The sequence below is a fragment of the Pseudomonas sp. HK3 genome (genome assembly GCF_052920985.1).
In genome coordinates, this window is record NZ_JBREXD010000001.1 from 1,053,945 (window position 1) to 1,079,252 (window position 25,308).

Annotated in this window: 25 protein-coding genes; 15 read left to right on the forward strand and 10 right to left on the reverse strand. The window is 38.5% G+C overall.

The genetic code is table 11. The annotated features are described in order from the left end of the window. Positions 1-86: 86 nt before the first annotated feature. The 3 genes from ACU6U9_RS05030 to ACU6U9_RS05040 all read right to left on the reverse strand — a co-directional run bounded on the left by ACU6U9_RS05030 (position 87) and on the right by ACU6U9_RS05040 (position 1,685). Positions 87-869, reverse strand: a complete 783-nt coding sequence (locus ACU6U9_RS05030; RefSeq protein WP_446733966.1) for a zinc-dependent metalloprotease family protein — start codon at positions 867-869, stop codon at positions 87-89. A 179-nt stretch (positions 870-1,048) separates the two neighbouring features. Further along, entirely contained in the window at positions 1,049-1,444 is a 396-nt protein-coding gene (locus tag ACU6U9_RS05035; RefSeq protein WP_446733967.1) for a hypothetical protein, read from the reverse strand. Positions 1,445-1,475: 31 nt separating this feature from the next. After that, on the reverse strand, positions 1,476-1,685 hold the full coding sequence (locus ACU6U9_RS05040; protein WP_446733968.1) for a hypothetical protein: 210 nt from the start codon (positions 1,683-1,685) through the stop codon (positions 1,476-1,478). Positions 1,686-2,859: 1,174 nt separating this feature from the next. On the opposite strand from ACU6U9_RS05040, the gene ACU6U9_RS05045 reads away from it, so the two are divergent. From ACU6U9_RS05045 to ACU6U9_RS05055, 3 genes are all read left to right on the forward strand, one after another. Further along, on the forward strand, positions 2,860-3,204 hold the full coding sequence (locus ACU6U9_RS05045; RefSeq protein WP_446733969.1) for a hypothetical protein: 345 nt from the start codon (positions 2,860-2,862) through the stop codon (positions 3,202-3,204). Positions 3,205-3,460: 256 nt separating this feature from the next. Continuing rightward, positions 3,461-3,778 (forward strand): hypothetical protein, encoded by a 318-nt coding sequence (locus ACU6U9_RS05050; RefSeq protein WP_446733970.1) that lies wholly within the window; start codon positions 3,461-3,463, stop codon positions 3,776-3,778. Positions 3,779-3,869: 91 nt separating this feature from the next. Then, positions 3,870-4,286, forward strand: coding sequence for a hypothetical protein (locus ACU6U9_RS05055; protein WP_446733971.1), 417 nt, complete (start codon positions 3,870-3,872; stop codon positions 4,284-4,286). A 151-nt stretch (positions 4,287-4,437) separates the two neighbouring features. Here the strand turns inward: ACU6U9_RS05055 and ACU6U9_RS05060 are convergent, their stop codons facing one another. Next, the gene (locus tag ACU6U9_RS05060) at positions 4,438-4,707 is read right to left on the reverse strand and encodes a hypothetical protein (protein ID WP_446733972.1); all 270 of its coding nucleotides are present in this window, start codon (positions 4,705-4,707) and stop codon (positions 4,438-4,440) included. 215 nt (positions 4,708-4,922) lie between these two features. On the opposite strand from ACU6U9_RS05060, the gene ilvD reads away from it, so the two are divergent. The 3 genes from ilvD to ACU6U9_RS05075 all read left to right on the forward strand — a co-directional run bounded on the left by ilvD (position 4,923) and on the right by ACU6U9_RS05075 (position 7,837). Beyond that, complete coding sequence (gene ilvD, locus ACU6U9_RS05065) at positions 4,923-6,764, forward strand: dihydroxy-acid dehydratase (protein ID WP_446733973.1); 1,842 nt, start codon at positions 4,923-4,925, stop codon at positions 6,762-6,764. 145 nt (positions 6,765-6,909) lie between these two features. After that, entirely contained in the window at positions 6,910-7,335 is a 426-nt protein-coding gene (locus ACU6U9_RS05070) for a hypothetical protein (protein WP_446733974.1), read from the forward strand. Continuing rightward, complete coding sequence (locus ACU6U9_RS05075; protein ID WP_446733975.1) at positions 7,268-7,837, forward strand: hypothetical protein; 570 nt, start codon at positions 7,268-7,270, stop codon at positions 7,835-7,837. The genes ACU6U9_RS05070 and ACU6U9_RS05075 overlap by 68 nt, the downstream gene beginning before the upstream one ends. 48 nt (positions 7,838-7,885) lie before the next feature. Here ACU6U9_RS05075 and ACU6U9_RS05080 read toward each other — a convergent pair whose 3' ends face one another. Beyond that, positions 7,886-9,184, reverse strand: coding sequence for a glycerophosphodiester phosphodiesterase family protein (locus ACU6U9_RS05080; protein WP_446733976.1), 1,299 nt, complete (start codon positions 9,182-9,184; stop codon positions 7,886-7,888). A 193-nt stretch (positions 9,185-9,377) separates the two neighbouring features. On the opposite strand from ACU6U9_RS05080, the gene ACU6U9_RS05085 reads away from it, so the two are divergent. From ACU6U9_RS05085 to ACU6U9_RS05105, 5 genes are all read left to right on the forward strand, one after another. Further along, positions 9,378-10,307: an SRPBCC family protein gene (locus ACU6U9_RS05085; RefSeq protein ID WP_446733977.1), complete on the forward strand. Its 930-nt coding sequence runs from the start codon at positions 9,378-9,380 to the stop codon at positions 10,305-10,307. Then, positions 10,304-11,044: a hypothetical protein gene (locus ACU6U9_RS05090; protein WP_446733978.1), complete on the forward strand. Its 741-nt coding sequence runs from the start codon at positions 10,304-10,306 to the stop codon at positions 11,042-11,044. Before ACU6U9_RS05085 ends, ACU6U9_RS05090 begins: the two co-directional genes overlap by 4 nt. A 233-nt stretch (positions 11,045-11,277) precedes the next feature. After that, complete coding sequence (locus ACU6U9_RS05095; protein ID WP_446733979.1) at positions 11,278-12,225, forward strand: lipase family alpha/beta hydrolase; 948 nt, start codon at positions 11,278-11,280, stop codon at positions 12,223-12,225. Positions 12,226-12,295: 70 nt separating this feature from the next. Further along, positions 12,296-13,324 carry a lipase secretion chaperone gene (locus ACU6U9_RS05100; protein ID WP_446733980.1) on the forward strand — a complete coding sequence of 343 codons (1,029 nt, stop codon included), beginning with the start codon at positions 12,296-12,298 and terminating at the stop codon, positions 13,322-13,324. Positions 13,325-13,371: 47 nt separating this feature from the next. Further along, positions 13,372-15,057 (forward strand): ATP-binding response regulator, encoded by a 1,686-nt coding sequence (locus ACU6U9_RS05105; RefSeq protein WP_446733981.1) that lies wholly within the window; start codon positions 13,372-13,374, stop codon positions 15,055-15,057. On the opposite strand, the gene ACU6U9_RS05110 is transcribed toward ACU6U9_RS05105, so the two are convergent. The 3 genes from ACU6U9_RS05110 to ACU6U9_RS05120 are packed head-to-tail and all read right to left on the reverse strand — an operon-like array spanning position 15,050 to position 17,777. Beyond that, a complete protein-coding gene (locus ACU6U9_RS05110; RefSeq protein ID WP_446733982.1) occupies positions 15,050-15,652 on the reverse strand; it encodes a response regulator transcription factor in 603 nt (200 codons plus the stop codon). The genes ACU6U9_RS05105 and ACU6U9_RS05110 overlap by 8 nt on opposite strands. A 51-nt stretch (positions 15,653-15,703) precedes the next feature. Further along, a complete protein-coding gene (locus tag ACU6U9_RS05115) occupies positions 15,704-17,509 on the reverse strand; it encodes a DUF748 domain-containing protein (protein ID WP_446733983.1) in 1,806 nt (601 codons plus the stop codon). Positions 17,510-17,534: 25 nt separating this feature from the next. Next, a complete protein-coding gene (locus ACU6U9_RS05120; RefSeq protein WP_446733984.1) occupies positions 17,535-17,777 on the reverse strand; it encodes a hypothetical protein in 243 nt (80 codons plus the stop codon). A 139-nt stretch (positions 17,778-17,916) separates the two neighbouring features. Between ACU6U9_RS05120 and ACU6U9_RS05125 the strand changes: the two genes are divergently transcribed. From ACU6U9_RS05125 to ACU6U9_RS05140, 4 genes are all read left to right on the forward strand, one after another. Beyond that, positions 17,917-19,194, forward strand: a complete 1,278-nt coding sequence (locus ACU6U9_RS05125; protein ID WP_446733985.1) for an O-acetylhomoserine aminocarboxypropyltransferase/cysteine synthase family protein — start codon at positions 17,917-17,919, stop codon at positions 19,192-19,194. Between the two features lie 196 nt (positions 19,195-19,390). Then, positions 19,391-19,726, forward strand: coding sequence for a hypothetical protein (locus ACU6U9_RS05130; RefSeq protein WP_446733986.1), 336 nt, complete (start codon positions 19,391-19,393; stop codon positions 19,724-19,726). A gap of 374 nt (positions 19,727-20,100) precedes the next feature. After that, positions 20,101-21,687: an ABC transporter substrate-binding protein gene (locus ACU6U9_RS05135; protein WP_446733987.1), complete on the forward strand. Its 1,587-nt coding sequence runs from the start codon at positions 20,101-20,103 to the stop codon at positions 21,685-21,687. 326 nt (positions 21,688-22,013) lie between these two features. Then, entirely contained in the window at positions 22,014-23,903 is a 1,890-nt protein-coding gene (locus ACU6U9_RS05140) for a sensor domain-containing diguanylate cyclase (RefSeq protein ID WP_446733988.1), read from the forward strand. 9 nt (positions 23,904-23,912) lie between these two features. On the opposite strand, the gene ACU6U9_RS05145 is transcribed toward ACU6U9_RS05140, so the two are convergent. Further along, entirely contained in the window at positions 23,913-24,413 is a 501-nt protein-coding gene (locus ACU6U9_RS05145; RefSeq protein ID WP_446733989.1) for a dihydrofolate reductase, read from the reverse strand. A 43-nt stretch (positions 24,414-24,456) separates the two neighbouring features. Further along, entirely contained in the window at positions 24,457-25,308 is an 852-nt protein-coding gene (locus ACU6U9_RS05150) for a thymidylate synthase (RefSeq protein ID WP_446733990.1), read from the reverse strand.

Below are 25,308 nucleotides of genomic sequence, written 5' to 3' on the forward strand. Positions count from 1 at the left end.
GATGTAATCTAAATGCTTTACAGCATGATATGCAAAAAAATAAGGGCCTTAAGATGAAGGCCCTTATTCAATAAAGCGTCTATTGATTATTTAAATGCAGCAATTTCTTTTGTTACTAGGCTGAGAGCTTTTTGTGCATCGGCGTCACTGCGACCACATGCATAGCCCGATGTGCAAGTACGATCAGGGTCAGAGAAAACAGCTAACTGATTAGTTGTATTGAACTCATGAGGGTATCCCATGATGGTTGAAAACTCATAATCGACACCATAGCCAACACCGTATTCATAAACACCACCAACGGCACCTTGTCTGACAGAATGGCCTAGACCCATGTTATGACCAAGCTCGTGTATGAACGTCATGGTTGGGTTGCCGCAGTCGGTTGACGTAATGTTATAGGCATAGCTTTGATATCTTTTATAGTCAGTAGGATTGATTGCCATGCCATATATATCACCTGCAATACCACAAATATAACCGCCACCAGGGAACGAAACACGAGAGCCTAACACAGCAACAAAATCAGCCTTGTATTCATCTCGCCATCTTCTGATCGAAGAATTTTTATAAACACTTTCGATGCCGTCGGCAGAGCGGTCAACGCTTAGGTTTGATGCTACATAATTAGTTGATAAACCATAAGGCTTAGCGACTAATTTTAGTTCTATCGATAAGCCACTATCTGCATAATATTGGTTGGATGTTTCAATCATATTAGATATCTCGGTTTGGATATCAAAGCTTCTGCTTTCTGCCTCAGGAGTATAATAAACATCAATCATCACATCGGTTGCTACAGCAGGTAGGCTTACTAATGCTGAAAGAGATAAGCCTAACAAGTTTTTTCTGGTTATTGCGTTTATCATGGTACTTTCCTTTTCATTATTGTGGTCTTGCATTTTTTCAATCAAAATTGAATTGAAAAAGGGTGGTAACACTTATAAGTTATAGGAAATCACAGAGTGACCATCTTATTGACAGATTGAACACTATTGATTACTTCACCTTTTTATTCATATTTTTCTTTTATGAAGATGTCTTAATTTCACATAGGGTCCATGACCGCTTCTTTACTTAGGTCATTAGTTTCGGCCATCCAGACATATTGACCATTGCCTTGCATTACATATATGCCATCAGGTGTCGATACATTTGCATAAATGGCGCGTTCATTGATTGTAAAGACAGATCCGTATGCTGCATCTTGGTCTGATAGGTGTGCTTTGACGGTTTTATTGCCAAACTGATCTTGGTAGGCCTCTTTTACCTCAATATCATGAAGTATGTTTAGTTCTGGAATATCTAGCTTAAAAGTGTCGCCCTTGGTTAATCCTAGTAATTGCGCCGCATTAATTTCTAAATAAACTTCGCCTGCTAGATCTGGCCGTAATTTACCGGACGCTTTTAAAAACTCTTCAGCTTTTTGTGATGATGTGAACATTAGGTCGTCAATATGAACGGGTTCGGTTCTCTTAGTGTGTTGCGGCTTTTCTGGAGGCGTAGCGATTGTTTTTCTTTTTTCGATAGGTTCTTGCTTGGTTACGGGTTTTTGTTATGTCGATTTTTGAGGGGGTAATCCCCATGTTGGCTACCATATGGATATCACTATTACTTGAAAGGTAAGCGTAAGAGCCGATAGCGACAGCTGTAATACTGATGAAAACGATTGATTTTTTATTCACAGATAATAACCCTCTAAAAATTAAGTGTTTTGTTTTTATATTGATGTGAAAATTAATGCATGCTTGCTGTTTAAATGACTAAGTCATAATCAGGTCATGTATTAAAAGCTATACTTTTACTGGTTAGTGTTTGGTTTTTTATTTTTAGTGAATCGTAGTGGTGTTGTTTATATGTTTTTTATTGTAAATAAAAACAATTAAATATTTAAAGTGTGTAACAGTAGACTATTTTTAATGGTTTTATATTTTGGTTGTGCAGTTGATACTGTTTATTTTTGGTTAATAAGTGGTGTTGAGCGGTGTAGATGTAGTGTTAATTTAATAATGTTCATGAAAATTTATATTAAAAATATTATCAATTTTGTTTTTTTTAAAGTTTTTTGCAAGTGATCGAAATCTACCTTCATGTTATATAAATGTAAATACTTATTATCTGTAAAAATTTAAGTTTTTTTAATTTATAAATAATGTTTTTTTAATGTTTAATTAAATACTACTTTAATATTAGATTTAAATGTAATTGTAGTTAAAAAGCTCAGTAAATATTAAATTTTTTAATGCAAAGTGTGATGAGGATCTCTTTGATAGTTGTATTTTAAATTGAAATAAAATTTTTTTTATATAGTTTTAATAGTTGAGGGGTTTATTGAATATAAATTTTATATGTTTTTTTCGTTTAGGCTGGTTGGTTGTTGGGGAAGGTTGGATGAATAATATTTTTCACCTAGAATTTAGATTTAATCGTATAAGTTAGTGAGATGCTGTTCTCATTAATTGTGTTTTGTTGCAGTTAAGTTTTTTTATGATTTTGTAAATGATTTTAATTGGCGGAATTAGTGTGTTTTTTATTTTTAAGTTTAACTTTATTGCTAGAGCGGTGAGTAATGCACTATTTTAATGAGTAAATTGTATGGTGAGTTTAAAGTTAGGTTGAATTATGCACCATAAGATACTCGGTATTATTTTAAATCAGAGTTTTTGCCTTATTTTAAAGCACAAACTATATATGGCAGAAGAGGAATGAAATATTAGTAATGGTTAGGTATATTTTTTGAGTTGATTTGTGGTGAGTGATGTTAAGTTTAATCGAAAGTAGTAGTGATAAATATGAAGTCCTAGTATCAATTGTTTCTTTCGCAGGGACACAGCTTTCATGCATTATGTTGAGAACTACATGAAAATAACACTTATAGCTTTAGTACTATTATCAAATATTGTAAATGCCGGCGATATCTGTTCAAAAAGTGAAAGTAGTATTGAGCCTAGCCATCAATGGGAAGAAAGCGCATTTACAAAAGATGCGGCATTAGCAAGCCTCAAAGCCTTAAGTGCTGCAGTAGAAAAGGGTGAAGATATAGGAACCTATCACTTACCAAATTCAATTACTTTGTTGGAAGGCTATATCTTAAAGCGAGATGCGCTGAAGGCCATGCGCAGCAAAAATACACCGAAAGGGATTAAAGAATTCTATAAATCAGGATTCTGCGAATTTCTAAGTGGAGCAGTAATATATGATTAACCATAATAAGGTTAGGTATACTCGCTTTAGGTTAGATTTTTAATGTGGCACTTTTACACAAAACATATGAGTCCCAATTACCTGCGATTAATACTAGCGGTGGTATAGGCTCGCAATAACTTATAATGGTCTATAATCGAAGTGGCTGCGATTATTGTCGTGCTAAAGGATCATATAGTGAAGAATGTGACCCGTGCTTTTGGCGTGATTACGGTGTGTTTTTACTGACTATTTAGACTTTATTGTAGGGGAATGTATGTATAAGAAATTATTAGTGTTAGTTTTCATCCAGGTTTTATCTGTAGGCGTTTCTGCAGAATCTTTAGAGCTGACAATAGATAAAAATATTGATTACAATGATCCGCTAGGGATGGATGCATATAATTTCAAGTCACAGTTTAAAGGTAATTTTGAAAATTCAGACGTTGATAGGGGTGAAAAGTCAGTTTTGCCTGTTGTGCTGAGTGCTTCATTTTTATTTATGAGTTTGTATGGGGATAACTCTAATAGCTCAATGTATAGGGTGGTTGGTGTCGCTGCGACGGTTGTCTCATTTAGTTGGTATTTTGATTAACTTTGATAGTAAGGCTATTTAAAGTTTGGCGAACCATAGAGTAGTTTGTATGGTATTTAATATCGCCTTTTATCGGTAGGCGTGAAGCAATATGAAAACAAGTATACTAATCTGCTCTCTATTCCTCGTCAGTTGCTCTAATTTAACCCGAACAGAAAACCAGCTTCCGGGTTATTGGGTGTGGGAAATTGAAATTAATGGATATAAAGAAAAGGGATATCTTGATCTTAGGCATGATCGAACTTACGGTACGAACTATGTATCTTCTAACCCAGCCGAAACATTAAAGTTTAAGCATGAGTACAACGAAATATCATATTGGCGAGAGAAAAATAAAAAGGTTTGTATTGCCAGTAGCTGGGAGGCAGGTAATTTTATTTATAACACTACAGTTAAAGAAGAAATCTGCTTGTGGGATATAGTCGAAGGTCCAGCGGGTCGGATTTCACTTAGGTTTACAGCGGGTTTTATACAAAATGGTGTTTTTGCCAATAAAATAGGTGATTAGACCTAAGGTAAGTGCATTGGGTGGAACAGTTTTGGTCTTTTTTGTGTCGTAGTAAACAAACTGCTTGTTTTACAAAATGTAGATGTTACGTGAAGGAGTATTAATAATCAGCCCAAGTAGTCATTTATTGATGAGTTGGCTTTCATCAAATCTAATCAACGGCGGTGTTAGTGAACAGTAACACATTGTATGAATCACTTGATTCAATCCCTGTGCCCGAAACATCACGCACATCTAGACCCGTTAGTTCTGCGGCCTGCATGGGTGTTGTATAGGGTGTCAATATGCATACATTATCCCAGTTCCCTTCAACCTGCTGCGCTAAGTCCACATGATTATTTTTTACCACCAACTCTAATGGCGGTAGTGACTGTGAACACCCAGTTAGTAGCAGCATTACGAAACTAATACGTTTGATCATGGCTCGCCTTATTTTGACTAAAGTAAGAGTAATGAGCAGCCTAACGCTGAGGCGGCCTATTTTCTTTGCTTTATACCTCAGAATTCCAATTATGCCTATACATTGTAAGGTTATAACCTGCACTGAAACTGTGTCGTTTTTATACTACCGGCGGTTTTCCTTTGCTATACTGCTAGCACTTTTTTGTTAGCCAACCTTTTTTGAAGAGAGCAAACATGCCTGAATATCGCAGTAAAACCTCCACTGCTGGCCGTAATATGGCCGGTGCACGCGCCCTTTGGCGAGCCACTGGAATGAAAGACGATGATTTCTCTAAGCCGATCATCGCCGTTGCCAACAGTTTTACTCAATTTGTACCAGGCCATGTGCATCTTAAAGACATGGGTCAATTGGTTGCCCGTGAAATCGAAAAAGCCGGTGGCGTCGCCAAAGAATTCAATACCATCGCGGTTGATGATGGTATCGCAATGGGCCATGACGGCATGCTGTATAGCTTGCCTAGCCGTGAGCTGATCGCGGATTCTGTTGAATACATGGTTAATGCACACTGTGCAGATGCCATTGTATGTATCTCTAACTGCGACAAAATAACACCGGGAATGCTGCTTGCTTCTTTACGTTTAAATATTCCGGTTATTTTTGTTTCTGGCGGTCCAATGGAAGCCGGTAAAACCAAGCTTTCTGAGCACAAGTTAGATCTAGTAGACGCCATGGTGATTGCAGCCGACGATACCGCCAGTGATGAAAAAGTCGCCGAATACGAACGCAGCGCCTGCCCAACTTGTGGTTCGTGCTCTGGCATGTTCACCGCTAACTCAATGAACTGTTTAATGGAGGCGCTCGGTTTAGCGCTACCAGGTAACGGCTCGGTATTAGCCACTCACAGTGACCGTGAACAGCTTTTCTTAAAAGCGGGTCGTACCATCGTTAAAAACGCGAAAAAATATTACGAAGAAGATGACGATTCAGTATTACCACGCTCAATCGCTAACTTTAAAGCATTTGAAAATGCCATGTCTCTCGACATCGTAATGGGTGGCTCTACCAATACGATTCTTCATCTATTGGGCGCCGCTCAAGAAGCCGAGTTAGATTTTGATTTAAAAGATATCGACCGTCTTTCTCGTATTGTTCCTCAGTTATGCAAAGTCGCGCCTAACTCGCCCCTTTATCACATGGAAGACGTTCACCGTGCCGGTGGCATCATGGGTATCTTGGGCGAAATTGATCGTGCAGGTTTGTTACATAATGAACTGCCAACGGTTCACAGTGCCACCATGAAAGAAGCCCTAGATAAGTGGGACATCATGCGTAACCCAAGCGATGAGGTTATGAAGTTTTATCGCGCAGGCCCAGCAGGTATTCCGACGCAAACGGCATTTAGCCAAAGCACTCGTTATCCAACCGTCGATGGCGACCGTGAAAACGGTTGTATCCGTAACCTTGAAAATGCGTATTCACTAGAAGGCGGCCTTGCAGTGTTATACGGCAACATCGCGTTAGATGGCTGTGTGGTTAAAACAGCGGGTGTTGACGAAAGCATTCATGTTTTCCAAGGTAAGGCTAAAATATTTGAATCACAAGACGACGCGGTTAAGGGCATATTGGCTGACGAAGTAGTGGCTGGCGACATCGTAATCATCCGCTATGAAGGCCCGAAAGGCGGCCCTGGTATGCAAGAGATGCTGTACCCGACGTCTTATCTTAAATCGAAAGGTTTAGGTAAAGAATGTGCGCTATTAACCGATGGCCGTTTCTCTGGCGGTACCTCTGGTCTATCAATTGGTCACTGCTCACCGGAAGCCGCTTCTGGTGGTGCGATTGGTTTACTGCAAACTGGCGATATCATCAATATTGATATTCCAAACCGCTCAATCAATGTTGATCTAAGCACTGAAGAGCTGTCTCATCGTCGTCATGAGCAAGATAAAAAAGGCTGGAAGCCAGTAGCGGACCGCCCACGTAAAGTCAGCCGAGCATTGAAAGTGTATGCGAAGTTTGCAACCAGTGCAGATAAAGGCGCGGTACGTGACAATGCATTGATTGATGCCGAATAGTTAAAAGTAATATGACCTTTTAAACGGGTTCGAAATAAACCGTTTGTCCTATAAAGGGACAAACGGTTTTTTTATGTTTGCTATCAATAGGTTTTTTCTTTAATTTAAAGCGTCTCTTTTATCAGCCAAGGATTAGGTGGTTCAGATGAAGCTATTTATAGCAGGGTTTTCTTTATCATTGCTGATATCGGCCAGCATTGTGTATTTCAACAACATTCCTTTATGCGCGATTAATCCACTTAGTCGCTGTGACTTCATGACCTCAGCCGATCACAAAAAAGAACAAGCCCGTTTAGCAGGCTTACTCGCTAAAGCCGGTATTGAAGGCGATACATTAGAGCAACGCATTCAAACAATTATCAAACAAGGACAATCCAATCTTACATCGTTAACAGCGACGGTGAATAAAATGGAAAGCGCATTAAATTCTCAACCCATCTACGATAGCAATGTTGCATTAGCCGCCGCGAATCAAAAATTATTAATGTTAAAAGGGAAAGTAAATGAACTTAAACACATACTTTGTAGCCATTCTAATATGCCTGCCAATCAAAGCGATTGCTCAATGTAGTGACGATGAGTTAAACGCCTACATCACACAAAAGGTTATTGAACCGGGTATTTTACCAGCAGGCACACAATTAGATGACACAATCTATAACGCATATCGTGGTAATTGCGCGATGGAGCAACAAATTAACAATCAAAAACGCTTAATTACGACACTCAATACTCAAATTGCCACGCAAATTACCATGAGTACACAACTCGACAACCACCTTGAGGATTACAAAGAGGTTTTTGGTGACATACAAAAGATTGGTAATAAACAAAACAATTTAATTAAAGAAATAGTAGATGATTTTGATTTTTATAAAAGAAAGCAAATCACACAGTATCTTTTACCAGCACTTGTTGGTTTAAAAATCGGTTATGACAAATGGCAAAATGATGATTCATCCTCCGACCTTGATGCTCTTGCATATGGCATGGCGGGTTTTGGTATTTCGTTAACGATTGATCAAAATACGGGATTAAATGTAGCCGGCTTTTTTGCCAAACTCAGCGAATAAAACCGATTGCAGTATTAAACTGCAACCGGTTGTCTAGTATCACCTGCTTTAACGCAAACCCATGCAATTCGCATAATAGGTTACGGTGGCAGGCCAGTCAGAAAACACACCAATGACGCCTACATCTTTTGCAAGTACATCTAATACTTCATACACGTCACCATCGGTACTGATAACATCTTCACCACCAAGGTCACCGTTCAAGCTTTGATAGTACCAGCCGCCATTATTTTTTAGTAAACCGGAGCGCTCTAAAGTCCATGTTATTAACTTAAAACCGGCTTGCTTAGCATTAAGCGCATATTGGGACGGCACGATTTCACCATAGCTATTTACATCCAATAACATCCACATAGGTGGCGCCAGTACATTCATACCTTGTGCGCGCCAATCTAGCATGGTTTCTAAGCTGATATTAGTATCGTATACACCATCAAGATAAACCGCTTGGCGCGCTAAACGTGGGTATTCATTAATCCAATGTAATACATCTTGCTGATCAAACGACTGTGGCCAAATACGTTTAGGGTGGATACCAGCCTGACGATATTCTTCAATCATTTGGTTAGCATAGTCTTGCTGGCTATATGTGCCTTCAAATGGCATCTCAACGGATGGTGATTTTAGCTCTGGAGTAAAATCCACACCTAACTCATTAAGTAATGTGATGCTTTCAGCATGGGTTAACAGCGTGCCATTACTGGCATACAAATCCGTGCGCCAGTCTGCTGTCGCATTCATATATCCTGCAATACTGGTAGCATTAACATCAGCAGCATCCATTTTGCCACTTAAAGATTTAAACTCCGCAACCGTGATGTCACTGGTACAGCACTTAATTGCGCTGCCATTGATTAAACGCCCTTCACTATCAAATTCCGGCGGCACTGAACACTGAGAAGCTAAAGGTGTGGCCAAAATATTCGTCGTAGTGTGCAAGTCACACTGTGAATGACGACAAACCAACTCTTTATCCTTTGTAAACGTTACATCGCACTCCACAATGCCGGCTCCCATTTTAGCAGCCGCAACGTAAGACTCTTTTGTATGCTCAGGAAACTGCATAGAGGCACCGCGGTGGCCAATGGAGAACTTGCTGGATTTAAATGGCCCTTTGTCACAGCGCTGCAGTTTTTTCTTGAGTGGGCTTTGCGCCATATCATTTACCAAGAACTGAGGACGAGGTCCTAATTGCGCCTTTTCATAACGCTTATGCCAGTGTTTAAAAAAGTCATGAATTGAGGACTGATATTCCTGATCACGAGCTTGCTCGCCATAAGCATGAGTCAAAGACAATGCCGATAATAATATTAATAACGTAAGCTGTATTCTGCGGTAAGCACGCATTTTATATTCTCCAATGATTCGTTTTATGGTCTACCACACAATGACCAAGCACAGACTATAAGAGAAATATGACAACTCAATGGCCTTGGGTAACTTTATTTAATCAAACCATGACAACACAGCCCCTTTGTACCTTTCATTTTCAGCAAAGCTATTTACACTGATAAATAGAACCATTTAATGGGGAGTGATCATGTTCCGCTACGAAGTGCGTCGCAGCACAACAATCAAGGCACCATGCGCGGATATCATCGAATACCTGTCTGACTTTACAAACTGGCCGACTTGGTCCCCCTGGCTCATTTTAGAGCCAAGCTGCCCCGTAGAATACTATGGCGAGCAAAAGCAAATAGGCGCGGGTTATAGCTGGAATGGCGACATGATCGGAGCTGGCTCCATGCTTCTCATCGATAGAGATACCGTCAGCCTAGACATGGCCTTAGAAATTTTACGCCCCTTCCCCTCAAAAGCACGAGTGCGTTTCGAAATACTGCAAAGTGGCAACAGCAGTGTGCTGACATGGATTATGACAAGTCAATTGCCCTGGTACTTGATATTCATGAAAAGCATGATAAAAAACTGGATTACCATGGATTACGATCGCGGCTTGCTCATGCTTCAAAGCCAATTGGAAACCGGATCCGTGCTAAGCACCCCTTCAATAATTGGCGAACACCATCAGCCTAAAGTGCATTACATTGCATTAAAAGGACGCGCCACTATTCCAAAAATTGGACAGGCTATGCAAAGCCACATGGCAAGATTAAATGCTTACTTTGAGGCCAACCGTTTATCCATCGATGGCCCACTTTTTTGCCTATATGAGTATATGGATAAAAGCACAACTGAATCTGAATTTTTTACCTGCTTTCCTGTGGCACATTCTATTGATATAGAGCCTCCTTTTGTTTGCGACACACTTGAAGCGTGCGACACATTTGTGGTGCAACACAAAGGTGCCTATCGCTTCATGGGCAATGCATGGGCTTTAGCCATTACAGCCAGCCGACATCAGAAAATGAAAATTCAAAACAAACCCATGGGCATTGAACGTTACTGGAATCACCCAGGTGACCATCCTGAAACCGATTTACTGACTGACGTGATACTATTTAAAAAATGACATTATTTAGATTCTTTCAATCGTGCCTTTTCACTGCTGTCGTATTAACGTCTTTATCTTCTTGGGCGAATGATTCGCAAGATTTCAGCTTTTTCTTTCAAGGTATCTTCAGTGATAAAGTAACCTTAGAACGCGTAAAAACAATCTTTCATGACTTTTCATCGAATATCAATCAACCCGTTAATTTTAGCGGCGGACCAACAATAGAAGATATCGAACAAGCCATTGATGATAACCCTTTCGACTTATTGCTTTGGGGGTATTCAGACGAAGTTAATCGTCATTTAGTTCGTCATGGCTATAAGCAATTAGTTTCCAGCCTCTTAACCATCAACATGTATCAGTTTAACGACAACCCTATTCCCAAAAACTCACCCAATAAAATCGCAGTACTGCGTCATTCTGCTGCTCATTATTCAGTTAAACATTTTTTTTCAGAACAGTCTGACACTATGAATATTTCAACATTTGATAATTATTTTTTAATTGTTGAAGCCTGTTTTAGAAAAGAGATTAATACGGTTATTGGAGCCAAGCCTTTTTTAACATTACAACCGGGCGCAGTGAAAAAACGCTTTTCATTCGTTAAGTCGCTACCTGAACATGCCAGAATCGCTATCTGGGTTAAATCAGATATGTCCAATATCCTAAAAGAAAATATTACCCAATATTTTATTGATAGAGAAGTAAAGTTTAGCCAAATATTTGGCAGTAAAAAATTTAAAATAATAAACTAAGCATAAAATATTATTCCAGTGTTGGATTATAAATTTATCTGCGAACCGCCTCACATTTTTATAAATTCCCTCAAGATTTATTCATCAAAATAAGCCCTTAAAAATACCCTGTCGTATCCAGACCAGACCATATGGATGATATCTCGCATCCAATACTTGGCATAACATCTTATTCTGTTTTTACAGTGTAAAAACACATGGCTCATATATAAAAATAAAAAGTGGAGAAAAAAATGCGTGCAATCACCTTTGGGCTAAGTGCCTTTTTATTGGTGTTATTCTCTCATTCCAGCTTGGCCTGGTGGGGATATACCAAAACAAAACATCCAATCATGTTAGTTCATGGTGTTACCGGCTGGGACAGCCTAGGTAACATTGTCGATTATTTTTACAACATACCTTACAACCTGACAAAAGACGGTGCAAAAGTATGCGTCACGGCGGTTAGTAGTTTTGCTTCTAGCTTTGATCGTGCAGCAACACTAGCCCCACAAGTAAAAAGCTGTGCTCAAAAATACGGCAGTGGAAAAGTCAATATTATGGCCCACTCACAAGGGTCGCCTACCTCGCGTATTTTATTAAACTATGGGGATTCACGTAATTATATTGCATCCATCACATCGATTAATGGGGTAAACAAAGGCTCAAAAGTCGCCGACTTTTTACGTGGTGCAATACCTGCGAGTTCAGTTACAGAAACCACCGTTGCCACCGTTGCTAATGCTGTAGGTAGTATCATTGATGCTATTTCATCGAATGGTCAAAACCTGAGCCAAAATTCAGTGGCGGCACTCGAAACATTAACCACGGCTGGCACAACTGAAATTAATAATTACAGTCCTTGGGGAATTAACACATCCAGCTATTGTGCTAAAAGCTCCGAAACACACAATGTGCATGGCCAGAGTATCAAACTATTTTCGTGGACAGGTAATGATGCCACTACTAACTTATTAGATATTTCTGATCCATTTTTATATCTAACATCAAAAGTATTTGGTAATGAAAAAAGTGATGGTTTAGTTGGTGTATGTGCCACTTACTTTGGTCAAGTTATTGGTGATAGTTACCATATGAACCATGTCGATGCGATTAATCATGTATTAGGAGCAAATGGCTGGACAAACCCAGTATCGCTTTATACCAAGCATGCAAACCGTTTGAAAGGCAAAGGCCTTTAATCTTTACAATATAAGCGACGCACAAGGATGTGCAAACGTCGTATTGAAAATAACAATAAAGGTCAGACTTATGAAATATGTTGTCGGTATAAGTACAGCTTTTCTGCTAATCGTTGCATATGCATTCCATAATGACATTACATTGCATTCGCAAAATGATATCACACATAACCAAAACCCCTTACGAGGGGCTCAAACCATTTTAGAAAACATGCATGAAGAACCGCTTGATTTTAGTCACTTACAAACGCCCTTTTCACAAGACAGTAAAGATACCCAAATTGCCGGACTCATTCGAGTAAATGAACAAGGTAATTTAATTATCGATACCGAACTGAAAGCTTTCATGGATTATTTTTTAAGCAGTGTGGGACAAGTGACACCTGAGCAAGCATTACAACGGATACGCTTACATCTTTATCATGCATTACCAGCGTCAGCGGCGCACCAAGCAATGGATATACTTAAAAACTATCTAGCATTTAAAGAAGCCAATTTTGATGAGCTAGCACAACCCATCAACGCTGAACGCTCACAATACGATGCTCATTATCGTTATGAAAAATTAGAACAAGGCCTGCAAACATTATATAACTTACGCCGCGTCCATCTAGGTGAAGAGATAGCACACGCATTATTTGTCGATGATGAAGCCTACGCACAATACACACTCGCTAACATGAAAAGCGATTTAGATGAGACTTTAAGTGATGAAGAACGCCAGCAAATTAAAGATTTAGCAAAATCACAACTACCAGAAGAAATGGCCAGCATCCTGAATCATCAAGAAAAACAAGCCAAGGCAATGCAGGCTTATAGTGATTTATTATCTCAAGAGCCAAGCATTGAAGCGCTCAGTCAATTTGCATTTGAACATTTCGACAGCGAACACGCACAGGCAATCGTCAGTGACTACGAACGCCAATATGCTATCAAACGAAAGTACAATCATTTTGCTCAAGAGAAACAACGTATCGTAAGCCAAGGTTTCGATAAGCAAACACAGCAGCACGAAATCGACTCACTCGCCTTGCAAGTCTTTACAGCCGAGGAATACAGCATGATTCAAGCATGGCAACTGGCTGAACAACACAAATAGATAAAGCTTTACTTGAGAGATGGTTTTTTCATAGGCAAAATTCAACTATGGATAAACTATCAATGATAAAAAGCACCATCGCCAAGGGTTTCCCTTGGCTTATTTTTCCTCCTGCACTTGAACATGAATTTAGGGGATTCATTCGTCAACGTATTTTAAATCGCGTACTGCCTATCGGTATTTCGGCCGCCATATTCATTATTGTATTTACTATATTAGACTGGTTTACCCTTAGCCCTGATGTTGCGCTACATACGTCTATCATTCGTCTATTTATTGTACTGCCAATTATAATAACCACAACGCTTTGGCTATATTTTAAACCACCTAAATATTATTTATGGGTCTATTGCACAACATTAATAATATCAAGTTTAAGTGTTATCTATATTATTTGGTTATCACATACTCAGGGTATTAATCTGCCTTACGAAGGTTTGATGATTATTATGATGTATGCTTTTTTTATAATGGCAATGCCCTTCTATGTGGCTTTTAGTATCAATATATTCATGGTTTTTATGTATGCGATCACAGAGCCTTTTCTTTATTTAAACTTTAACGAATATATAAATAATGTTTTGTTTTTAAGTATTGTTTTCATATCGGCCGCCATTGGCGCTTATGTAACAGAACATAATCAACGGGCTAATTTTTTACGTAAACGCATACTAGACATTCATCATAATGATACGTTAAAGTCCATCAAACAGCGGAATAAATATTTAGCATCTGCTAGCCATGACATTCGCCAGCCATTACAAGGCTTGACACTCATCGCACAAAATTTACAACAGCAGAAACCCAATGACATATATATTAAAAATTTGAATCACAGCGCAGATATACTGAATGCCATGTTCACTCAAATGATGGATATTTCAAAAATAAATCTAAATCTTATTCAACCAAAAATAAGCGTCAGTTCATTAGTAAACTTACTCACTCAAAACACACAAGCTTTCATACCTCGATTAAAACAGCATAATATCAATCTAAACCTAGACATACACGCTTGTCATATAAAAAGCGATATAACACTATTAAGCCGTATTATTCATAATTTAATTGAAAATATTATCCAGCATAGTGATGCAAGTAACATTGATATCAAAAGTAATCTTGAAGATAACTGTGTCACTTTAAGTATTACCGACAATGGAAAGGGCATTCCAGAGACAACACAAAAGAATATGTATCGTGAATTTATAAAAGGAGAAGAATCCAAAAATGGATTAGGGTTAGGCTTAGCCATTGTATATCAGTTTTGTCAAAAACTAGGGCTCTCATTACAATTCAATAGCCACCTAAATCATACTGAATTTACAATGACGATACCATTGAGCGATGTAATCTCAAAAAATAACATAGAGCATGAAAATCCATTATCGAACGCTATTTTGTTAGTTGATGATAATCCTGATGTATTAGAAGACATAAAGAAATCATTAATAAACTGGGGCCATAACGTCATATGCGCTAATGGTTTACAGCACGCTATGAGCATCATAGAGAAGCAACAATGGCATTGTGTCATTACTGACTGGGATTTATCAGATGGCTGCGGAGAGACGATTATTGGTCATACTCATCAGCATAATATAAATAGTATTTTGATTTCGTCACGTAGTAATGAAGATCTTATTCGTTTCTGCCAAAATAACAAAAGCCATTATTTGCCAAAACCCGTTTCATTATCACGCTTAAGGTCCATATTACTTAAGTTTAAATAAGGTTTTCATCTCGTGCTACGTTGACACACTGTGTACGAGTATGGACATCAAAAATATTAAATAATGCCCGAAGATGCGTTTTAACCGTCGCTTCACTTAATTTCAATTGATTACAAATTGTTTTATTAGGATAGCCTTGCGCCAGTAGATTCAATACATCTTGCTGCCTTGGGGTTAAAGCAATATACGGTATGATTTCAGGGAACACACAATTACCCTGTAATAAGGCTTGTATATCAGAAATGAGTTTATCTTTTTCACAAGCCTTATTTAAAAAGCCCAAAAGACCTAATTTCTTAGCTTGAATAATATCTTTTTGATTTTCTGATGCCGACAAGATCGCAATGGCTTGATTCTTATATAAATCAAGTTCACATAAGTCAAAACCACTCATTTTGTTAAGTTGAATATCCAACAGGATCAAATCTAACTGAACGCCTGCATTCAACAATGCGTTAGCTTCATCTAGGTTACGAGCTTTAAGCACTTTAGTGGCATTTAGTGTATGCGATAATAGCATCTCAAGACCATCCAAATAGATCGGATGATCATCAATGATCAATATGTATGATTCAAACAATTTGACTCTATTCATAGCGCCCATACTACAGTAAGTACACTGCAAGATTTTCGACGATTTCAGCCATTAAAATCCCATCTTAATTTGAGTTTTTTCATCAATCTTAGGCTGACAAAGCACAATGCGCCCAGCAAGCTCGGGGTCTTGCTTAACAATATAACGCTTAATTTTATTGGCCTTATCTAACGCAGGGGCATACCAGTCTTCATTGTCGGCATCCTTCTGACTCACTTGTGCACACACTCTTAGTTGCAAGGTGCTTTTCTCTAGCATTAAGCCTGCTACCTTATTTAGGTATTTACTTTGTTCATCATCAAACTCTTCACCATTATATTCTAGTGGCGTTAATGAAATAGCAAATAGCTCATCACCTACATAGCCTGCCACACTCACTAATAATCCATAAGGAAAAATGGCTTGCTTCACATAATGCAATGTCGCGGCTGTTAATGCTTTTCTACTAATTTGAGCAACCAGATCATCTACACCAAAATCAGGGGCATTCATATCACCTGTAATAGGAATACTCATTTCTATATTATTACTATCGTCTTTAATTAAAGATAGTGCGGTCTCAATGGGCATGGATATTTGCTTACTAATTTTATTCATCGTGGCTTGATCTGAAGGCTGCAAGTTACTATTAAGGATCTTTAACTTACCGTCACCTGCTAATTTTCCTTTATTAATATTCAAGCCCATGAGTAACGTTAATTGACCTTGGTTAACATGATAGCCAATTGCTTTTTCAACGTACCCACTTAATGAAATCAAATCAAACTGACGGATATTCAACGACACATCACCACTTAGGCTAGAATCGAATGCCGCTTTTGCATCTAGACTGACTCGGCTATATTCATCGGTTTGGCTTAGAAAATGAATATTCATCGGTTGGTTTTGATTATTAATATCACTGACAAAAAATTCATTAATTTTAAACATGATATTTAAATTCGGATTAACATGCTTGTTAATAGCATGCACCGTACTCACATCGTTATCCGCCTGTTCAATTTTTAATATTGCCAACTCAAATTCATTCGCGTGGTCTAGCGTATCTTGAGTAGCTACATCTTCTGTTTCTATTTTTTCTGCGTTTTGACTCGTATCTGTATTACCAGCGTTGGCTGATGGAAGCGTTAATCCTGCAATATTACCTTGCTCATCCAAATTAATAATTGACGCTAGGCCTGCCCATTCATGCAAGCCTGTCATCAGTTTGTTTTTTTCAAATGATAGGTCGTTGATTTTATATTGCTTTAATTTAAGTAACTGCTTACCTACAACCAACCCGGTTAATTCCAATGTCTCAAGCGACTGCTGTGACAATGAGACATCTAAGCCAGATAATGCTAATTGGTCAAACCCAGCAGGAGAGACCCAAGGCGTATTGAACTTAGCCGCGCTAAGCTGTAAATCACCTTTAAATTTCGCCTGTGAAAATGGATCAATCAACTCACCCTTTAATTTTAATACGAGTGGCTGTGCTAGCTCAATTTTTTGGTCGCTTAATGACAAGGTTTGTAATGATACTTGGCTATCGATCATCAAATTATGAGAACCTACTTTACCTGTTATATTGATGTCATTGATTTCAAGCGATATATTCACATCAGGTTGTGCAAACCCAATACGATGATTTATTAATTCAATGTTTTGAATTTCAATATCCCAAATTTCCGATGCTTGCTCTGAATGACTCTCAATACTTTTTTCTTGGTTATCCTCATTTGTTTCAGCAGTATCCCTCATCAATGAATCTGACGATAGGCCAACAGCGCTAAACCCTTTTTTTCCATTATTTATATTTAACTGTAAGCCATCAAAATAGAGTGTTTCTATGGTTACTTTACGTTGCAATAAGTCCATGACCCCAACATTTATCTTAAGCTCTTTAATAACAGATAACGTTTCCACCAGAGCGAAATTTCACTTTTCCTAAGCTGATAAACCCCTGCCAAGGAACAAATGACCACTCGCCCACTGTCAGCTCATAGTCATCACCTTGTTCGGCATACCATTTTTTTACAAAATGAATACCAATGGCAGGAATAATCCATTGCACCGCAAGTATTACAATCAACAAGGGCAATAAGAACTTAACTGTGACTGAAGATAATCGTTTGTTTAACTTCAAAATGGTCACCCGTAAAATATATAAATATTGATAATTGTATCATTGATTAGTTTTAGCCATGCACATGTTAATAAAAATACAGTAAAGTGTTCGCCATACCCGTGTTAGGTATTTATTTACGCTTATTAAAGGATCTCTCATGAAGCTCGAATCGTTAGCGCTACACCATGGCTATACATCTGAAGCCACCACTAAATCGGCCGCTGTGCCTATATACCAAACAACATCTTATACCTTTGATGATACCCAGCATGGTGCTGATTTATTTGATTTAAAAGTGCCAGGTAATATCTATACCCGCATTATGAACCCAACAACGGATGTTTTAGAGCAGCGCATTGCAGCAATGGAAGGTGGTATCGGCGCATTGGCTGTTGCATCTGGTATGGCGGCCATTACTTATGCCATCCAATGCTTGTGTAAAACGGGTGATAATATTGTGAGCACTAGCCAACTATACGGTGGCACTTATAATTTATTCGCCCACTCACTTCCAAACCAAGGTATTGATGTACGCTTAATCTCACATGACGATTATGCCGGCTTCGAAAGTGCCATTGATGATAATACCCGCGCTATTTTTTGCGAGTCCATTGGTAACCCGGCTGGTAATGTTGTCGACATCACCAAATTAGCTGAGATTGCACATAAACATGGCGTGCCTGTCATTGTCGACAACACCGTCGCAACCCCAGTGCTATGTCGCCCATTTGAGCTAGGGGCTGATATCGTCGTACATTCATTAACCAAATACATTGGTGGCCATGGCACCTCTATTGGTGGTGCTATTGTTGATTCTGGCAAGTTTGATTGGGTGGCCAATAAGAAGCGCTTCCCTGTATTTAATGAGCCTGATCCGTCATATCATGGTGTGGTTTACACCGAAGCGTTAGGCCCTGCTGCGTTTATTGGTCGCTGCCGCGTTGTGCCACTGCGTAACACAGGTGCTGCCATATCCCCATTAAATTCTTTTCAGATTCTACAAGGCTTAGAAACCCTATGCTTACGCATGGAGCGCCACTGCGAAAACGCAGAGAAATTGGCTGCTTATCTAAACAAGCATGAAAAAATAAGCTGGGTAAATTATGCGGCGCTAGAAAACAGCCCGTATTTTGATACGTGCAAAAAAATCACTCAAGGTAAGGCCAGTGGTATTTTAAGCTTTGGCATTAAGGGTGGCTTAGTTTCAGGCACTCAGTTCATTGATGCCCTGCAAATGATTCTACGCTTAGTTAACATTGGTGATGCAAAATCGCTTGCCTGTCACCCTGCCTCTACTACTCACCGCCAGTTGAATGAAGAAGAACTCGCAAAAGCGGGCGTTAGTACTGACCTTGTACGCATCTCGGTGGGTATTGAAAATATTGATGACATTATCGCAGATGTTAGCCAAGCACTGGATGCTGTTACCATTTAATATTTTGTACCATCAAGCATAAACCATCGCCGTACTACTCGGCGGTGGCTGAGGCTCAACTATTTTTAACTCATTCGATCTCTATGGCTCTGATACACATCACCTACCGAGGATAAATCATGGCTGACCAAAACAAACTTAAACTTTCGTTACTGTTACTAAGGCTCACTGTTTTCTTGTTATATTTATGTGGACAGTGGATAAGTTTATTAACCCCGGCCATGCCGCAAAGGTCTTTTCACACTTTTACTTTTTAGAAGGCATCGAATTTAACATCATGTATGTCATTGGTGCGATTGAGATGGCAATACTATTACTATTCTTAAGCGGCTATAAAAAAACATTTACCTATGGTTTTGTACTGATTATTCATAGCGTTTCTACATTTTCAGCATTTGCTAAATACCTCGACCCATTTAATGGAAGTTTATTATTCTTTGCCGCTTGGCCAATGTGGGCAGCGTGTGCCGCACTGTTTTTATTACGAGAGAAAGACACGATGTTCAATTTATTTAATCGCCAGCGCGGCTAAAGTATCTGTAACAAGTAAAAAATAGCCAAGTTTAATACTTGGCTATTTAATGAGTACACTTAAAAAATGATAAAAATCTCTGCTCAGTACATGCGTCAGATGGCGCATTAAGACTTGCACAGCTTATCGATATACGACTACTTTTATATAATACGAACGCTAATATTGAACAATCATCCTCTGCTCACTAAATACAACAACGCCGCAAAAATAACAAAACGTTATTTAAAGATAACTATCAAATAACTATTCGCTATTACAAATGGACAAATACGTCTTTAATCCTAATTAATCCACTCTACCAGACGCAAAAGTCGATAAAAAAAGTTTAGTTATCTATACTGGTAATCATTCCTATCAAACTGGCACAGCCCATGACCGCCAAGATTGGATTCACGTTTGCGATCCTAACTTGCCTCCTATTGCATCCACTATATCTACAAGCCTCAGATGAGGTTGATCTACAGCTGCGCTGGTATAACCAATTTCAATTTGCTGGTTACTATATGGCATTAGAAAAAGGGTTTTATAAGGACCAAAACATACAAGTTAACATCAAGCCTGGTGGTAAAGGTGCACCTAACTCGGTTACAGAGGTCATTCAAGGTAATGCTCATTTTGGTATTAGTAATTCGTCTGTGATCATAAATTTTATCCAAGGTGACCCTGTTGTCGCATTAGCAGCCATTAGCCAAGTCTCTCCCTTGGTCTGGATCACACTAAAATCAAATAATATACGCATAGTTCAAGATTTCCCTGGCCGCACATTAATGACATTGCCCAAGCCTGCCAATGCTGAATTGCTAGCGCTACTCAAACAAGAAAGTATTCCCATCGATAGTGTGAACATTAAACCTACTAGCTTTAATATCGAAGATTTAATCAGCGGTAAAATAGATGCATACAATGGCTATATCTCTAATGAGCCTTACCTATTAAAACAAAGAAACATTGATTTTCATCTTATTAAACCTAGGGATTATGGCATTAACTTTTATAGTGATGTACTCATCACCCATAAAGAAATTGCTAAGCACAACCCAGGTCTTGTTAAACGATTCAAACAAGCAAGCTTACAGGGTTGGCAATATGCCTTAAATAATATTGAAGAATCTGTTGATATTATTGCCAAAAAGTATGCGCCAAATAAAAGTAAGGAGCATCTTTTATACGAAGCCAATTTAGTTAGAAAAGCAGTGCTACCTGATCTTGTGCAAACAGGGCATATGAACCCTGGTCGCTGGCAACATATAGCAAGCCTTTATCAGGAACTTGGAATGGTTGATGGGGATACAAACATTCAAGGGTTTTTATTTAAACATACAGAAAAATTTAATTATTCTTTTATTATCATAATTATCGCAATTTGTTTTTTTGTTTTAGCCATATTTAGTGTCATTATTTATCACTTTAGAAAGCTCTCCCTTGCGCTTAAACTCAGCAATCAAGAACTGGCCAGCCTAGCCATTAGTGACCCTTTAACGGGAATAATGAATCGTCGAGGCTTTATCGAAAATGCAGAGCGATTAATTAGTCTTGAAGATAGGCAGAAAAAGAAAATTTGTTTGATGATTTTAGATATCGACTTTTTTAAAAAAATAAATGATAAATACGGCCATCAAGTTGGTGATTTTTGTTTAATAGAATTTACCGAGATAATCCAATCTTGTTGTCGCATGCATGATCTTGTCGCTCGTATTGGCGGTGAAGAATTTATCATTTTATTAGGTGACTGCAACACAGATCAAGCAAGAGAAAAAGCCAGCTACATTATACAGCGAGTGCGAGAGCATCTTTTCAAACCTAATGGTATAGACAATAAAATCAGCCTAACGGTTAGCATTGGTGTGGCCGAAGTAAAATCGGTACTCACTTTGGCTTGGCAACAAGCTGACGAAGCATTGTATGCAGTCAAAAATAGCGGCCGAGATGGCCTGCAAATTTATATGCCGCTCACTTAGGCTCATGATTGCAAATGCATATATTATAGGCTATTTAAAAATAATATTTTTCAATAGCGTCTAGTAATATACGCATCATGGTATGGGGTTTGATCATTTATACAGATTGACTCAATTTCACTTTATCCACTAAAAATGCCTCTACTACAGCCATCATATTAAGCGCCATTTTTGTACAATATCAGCACGCTTTCTTATTGATAACACCAAGGGAGTCGATAATAACTTAATGAAAGATAGCGTACTAGCAACGACATTCGACATCTTATTGTTTGACGTATCAGGCCATTGATCTAGCCTATAAGGAGGGAATAAACGGGTCAAACATGCTTAGTTTTGTAGCTTCCATTGTCATGCTGCTCACTGTTATGTCAGTGAATGCTAGCCCGTTAATCTTAGCAAATGATGGCAATTATCGTGTGGCACCTCATATTGAGTACCTACAAGAAGATGACGATGTCATCGGAATCGAACAAATACAGTCCCCTTCTCAAAATTGGACTAAGAACAAAGATGACGAGATTAACTTTGGCTTTACCAACCATGCCTATTGGTTAAAATTTCAGGTAGAAAACCACAATGTACTCAACCAAGAGTGGGCACTAGAAATCGCGTATCCCATTCTTGATAATGTCGATATCTACGTAATCAATAACAATCAGCAAGTTATATCCTACTTTTATGGTGGCGACAAAGTTGCCGTAGATGATAAATTTATTTCACACCCAAATATTGTTTTTCCCATTGACCTTTTTCCCTATGAACTCACGACGGTATACGCTCGTATAGAAAGCGAAGGCGCAATTCAAGTGCCTATTGTTTTTTGGGAGTGGGACGACTTCAATTTTCATACGTTGGTACATTTTCTATTTCAAGGTTTCTTTTATGGCATGGTATCAATCATGGCTATTTATAATATTATGGTTTGGTTTTCAGAAAAAGAACGCGTTTATCTTTTATACGTTAGCTATATATTATTATTCACTGTATTTCAGTTAAGTTTACATGGCATAGGTTATCAATTTATTTGGCCTAAATTCCCCATTGTTAATCAATACATAACACCTATCACCATGAGTTTAATTTGTTTTTCTCTTTTTTTGTTCATAGAAGACTTCTTTAATATAAAGTCCATTAATACTTATCTTCATTACACAATAAAAGTCAGTGCCTATGTGTCACTGGCTTTATCAGCATCTACTTTTTTACTACCCTATTACCTCTCGATTTATATCTCTACGCTTTATGTTTTTTATTCGGTAATCTTAGTTATTTTTATTGCACTGTATATGCTGAATCTCAATCACCCTAGTGCACGATATTTTGTCATTGCTTGGGCTGTTTTCTTTGTAGGTGCATTATTTTTACTAGGTAATAAGCACGGATTAATACCTATAACTGCTTTCAGTGAATACGGTGTTCAGTTAGGCGCTGGTTTAGAAGTCATGTTTTTATCTTTAGCCTTGGCTGAACGAATGGCAAATACACAAAAAGATAAAATTAAAGCACAAGAACAATCTCTTGCATTGGCTCATCAGGTTAACCACGAAAAGGAACGGAGCTTTAATGCAGAAATAGAAAACTTAAGAATAGAACGTGAAAATAGTCAAAAACTGGAATCTATAGTGGCGCTTCGTACTGAAGAGTTACAGAAAACTCTTAATGAATTATCGTCCGTCAATGATAAACTTAAAACAATCAGTATTACCGATGCACTGACAGGTCTGCATAACCGATATTATTTCAATGAGAACTGGGCGAAAGAGCACAAGCGCGCTCATCGTGACAAGCATTATGTTTCTATTATTATGCTGGATATTGATTTTTTCAAAAAAATTAATGATGAACACGGCCACCCAGCGGGGGATATGTGCTTAAAACATGTGGCTAATTGCATTGCACACCACGCTGGGCGTGAACTCGATGTAGTGTGTCGTTATGGTGGAGAAGAATTTGCCATTATTTTACCCAACACGCCTGTAGAAGGTGCATTAGATGTAGCAGAAAAAATAAGAAAAGACATTGAAGGCTTATATTTAACGTGGGGCAATAAAAAAATTAAAATGACAGCAAGCCTTGGCATTAGCTGTATGAAACCAGTCAAAAGCAACGATAAAAATCGACAGTATATGGTAAACCAAGCCGATCAAGCGCTTTATCAAGCAAAAGCGCAAGGCCGGAATCAAGTGGTCTTGTTTGATGCAGACTTAAGCTAAAGCCAATGCTTACTTTTCATAAACAACGAAGCTGTAATCATAAGGGTTACTATCCCCTGCAGAATAATCTGCTCTTTGCACGGCATGCCATGTTGAGAAATCCACTTCAGGGAAGTATGCATCCCCTACTATGCGTGCATGTACATGGGTTAGGTACAGTCGATCAACCAGTGGTAGTGCTAACTCATAAATAGTCGCTCCACCAATGATCATCACTTCATCAACACCGTTCACCTCATTTACCGCCTTTGCTAGTTCAATCGCATCATTTAACGAACGAACAACTTTCACACCTTCTGCTTGAAAGTCCGGGTTTCGCGTGATGACAATATTGGTGCGATTAGGTAATGGGCGACCTATACTATCAAACGTTTTTCGTCCCATGATAATCGCTTTACCGGATGTGCAACGCTTAAAATATTTTAAGTCTTCCGGTAAATGCCATGGTAATTTATTGTCATAACCCACAACTCGATTTTGAGAATACGCGGCAATCAAAGCTAGTTTCATACTGTCCCTATATAATAATTAAACGCAAACAACCAATAGAGTGTTAAACACTAAAGGGGTAAGCAATAGACTCATGGTGTTCATAACCTTCTACTTTAAAGTCATCCATGGTCACCCAGGTTTCTAAGTCTTCTAGGGATTTAATATCAGGATTAATAATTAGTTTTGGTGAAGAAAACGGTTCACGCTTCAGTTGAACATCTCGCATCAATTCTAACTGATCTTCATAAATGTGAGCGTTAACAATTTTATGGTAGGCCACACCCGCTTTATGCCCAGTGATTTGTGCCATGATCGCTAAGAAGAAAAACACCTGAACCTGATTAAAGTTCAAGCCAAGTGGTACATCACATGAACGCTGATAACTGGTTAAATATAATGTATCACCCAATAACGAGAAATTATGTGTGTGCATACAAGGGCGCAGACAACCCATATGAAACTCGCCAGGGTTATAAAAAGACATGATCTCACCGCGATCATCAATCCCCTTTTTTAAGTTATCGACAATTTTTTTAAGTTGATCAACAAACCCACCATCCGGCTTAGCCCAGCTACGACCTTGCACACCATATACACGACCCATATCGTCCTCACCTTTACGGTGAGTATTGTTCAGCCAAGCGTCATTTAAATTAGCATTGGCATCCCAGGTTTTAGCGCCTAATTTTCGAAAATCATCCGCATTATCATAACCGCGGATATACCCTAAAAACTCAGCAATGGCCGCTTTATAAAAACTTTTACGCGTGGTAATTAACGGAAACTCATTTTTATCAACACGATATTCAAGGTCTGCATTAACAACCGTTAAGCAATGCTTCCCTGTGCGCTCATTCTCAATCCAAATACCATCTTCAATGACTCGACGGCATAAATCTAAATACTGTTTCAT